The sequence below is a fragment of the Nocardiopsis sp. TNDT3 genome, assembly GCF_003427465.1.
In the GTDB taxonomy this organism is placed as follows: domain Bacteria; phylum Actinomycetota; class Actinomycetes; order Streptosporangiales; family Streptosporangiaceae; genus Nocardiopsis; species Nocardiopsis dassonvillei.
The window spans coordinates 1-2,057 of the sequence record NZ_QPFC01000781.1 but is presented as its reverse complement, the minus strand read 5'-3'; the positions used below and the strand labels follow the sequence as shown (position 1 = coordinate 2,057).

The 2,057-nt window shown below is 74.4% G+C and carries 2 protein-coding genes; both read right to left on the bottom strand.

Annotated elements, in window-relative coordinates; all coding sequences use genetic code 11:
* Positions 1–92: 92 nt before the first annotated feature.
* Positions 93–761, bottom strand: coding sequence for a response regulator transcription factor (locus DQW06_RS19180; protein ID WP_013154608.1), 669 nt, complete (start codon positions 759–761; stop codon positions 93–95).
* Entirely contained in the window at positions 758–1,969 is a 1,212-nt protein-coding gene (locus DQW06_RS19175) for a sensor histidine kinase (RefSeq protein WP_013154607.1), read from the bottom strand. The genes DQW06_RS19180 and DQW06_RS19175 overlap by 4 nt, the downstream gene beginning before the upstream one ends.
* Positions 1,970–2,057: the final 88 nt, after the last annotated feature.

Below are 2,057 nucleotides of genomic sequence, written 5' to 3'. Positions count from 1 at the left end.
GGCGGCGGAGGTACTCCCGCGGGCGTAGGGGACGACCCCGAGGCGGCCCCGGGGCGACCCCGGAAACGCTCCCGGGCGCACGCGGTCCGTCCTCACCGGCTCCACTTCGGGGTGACCAGGGCGGTCTCGTAGGCGATGACGACCAGCTGGGCGCGGTCGCGCACCCCCAGCTTGACCATGGCCCGGCTCACGTGGGTCTTGGCGGTGGCCGGGCTGAGCACGAGGTGGGCGGCGATCTCCTCATTGGACAGTCCGCCGCCGACCAGGGCGACCACCTCGCGTTCGCGCTCGGTGAGCCCGTTCAGCCGGACCGACGGGTCGGGCGCGCTCGGCGGCCGGCGCGCGTAGTCGGCGATCAGCCGCCGGGTGATGCCCGGCGACAGCAGCGCCTCGCCGCCGTGCACCACCCGCACCGCCCGCAGCAGGTCCCCGGGCTCGGTGTCCTTGACCAGGAACCCGCTGGCGCCCGCGCGCAGCGCCTCGAAGATGTACTCGTCCAGGTCGAACGTGGTGAGGATGACGACCCGCGTCGCCTCCAGGGCGGGATCGGCCAGGATGCGCCCGGCGGCGGCCAGGCCGTCCACACCGGGCATACGGATGTCCATGAGGACCACGTCCGGGCGTTCGGCGCGGGCCAGCCGGACGGCCGCTTCGCCGTCGGCGGCCTCGGCGACCACCTCGATGTCGGGGGCGCTGTCCAGCAGAGCGCGGAACCCCGCGCGTACCAGCGCCTGGTCGTCGGCGAGCAGTACCCGGATCAACGGGGCCTCGTTTCGTCGGTGTCGGGGGAGGGGACGGCCTGTGCCCCGCGGTCCGGTCCGGCGCCGTCGAGCGGGAGCCGGGCGCGCACCCGGAATCCTCCCTCCCGCAGGGGGCCCGCGTCCACCGTGCCGCCCACCAGGGCGGCGCGTTCGCGCATCCCGGTGATGCCGTTGCCCGCCGCCGGCGGCCCGACGGTCCCGGCGCCGTCGTCGGTGACCTCCACGACCAGCCAGGACGCGCGGTGCTCGATGCCCACCCGCGCCGAGGAGGCCCCGGAGTGGCGGACCACGTTCGTCAGCGCCTCCTGGACCGTGCGGTAGGCGGCCGACTCGGTGCTCACGGGCAGGTGCCCGGGCACACCGCTGACCTCCACGACCACGTCGATCCCCGCGCGGCGGGTGCCTTCGGCCAGCTCCTCCAGGCGGTCCAGCCCGGGGACCGGCGACCTCGGCGCGGCCTCGTCCACGGCGCGCAGCACGCCGAGCATGCCGCGCAGCTCGACCAGGGTGTCCTTGCTGGTCTGCTTGATGGTGGCCAGCGCCTCCGCGGCCCGCTGCGGCTCGGTCTCCATCAGGTACAGGGCGGTGCCCGCCTGCACGTTGATGAGGGAGATGTTGTGCGCGACCGTGTCGTGCACGTCCCGGGCCAGCCGGACGCGCTCCTCGGAGGCCCGGCGCAGCAGCTCCTCCTCCCGGGTGCGCAGGGACTCGGCCTCGCGCTCGTGGTCGGCCCGCAGGTACTCCTGCCGCCAGCGCACGACCTCGCCCGTGCACAGCAGGACGAGCACCCAGCCGACGATGCCGATCGCCTCGGGCCGGAAGGTCCCCGTCATGAGGAACTCGTAGCTGTTGACGGCCACGAACTGGCCCACGCCCAGCGTCCAGCCGAACACGCGGTACCCCCAGCGCACCAGGGTGTAGAGCATGACGGCGGTGCACAGCATGACCATGCCGTCGGGGAAGCCCAGGGGGTAGTACACAGTGGAGGCGACGACCGACACCAGCCCGGCCACGCACGGGTAGGCGGTGCGCCACAGGACGGCCAGGCAGGCCACCAGGATCAGCGCGTGGCCCCACGGCCAGGGGTTGACCGCCCCCGCCTCCCGCTGGAGCGCGCTGACCAGCGCCGTGCTGCCCGTGGAGGCGGCGAGCAGGCCGAACGCGAGCCAGACGTCGGTGCGCGCGGGGCGGAGGAGTAGTGCTGCCACAACCCCGACAGTACGGGGGACCCCTCGGGGAGGCCGTCACCCCGGGGGAGGGTTTTCCGGCGGTGGTCTACTCCCCGGGGAGTAGACC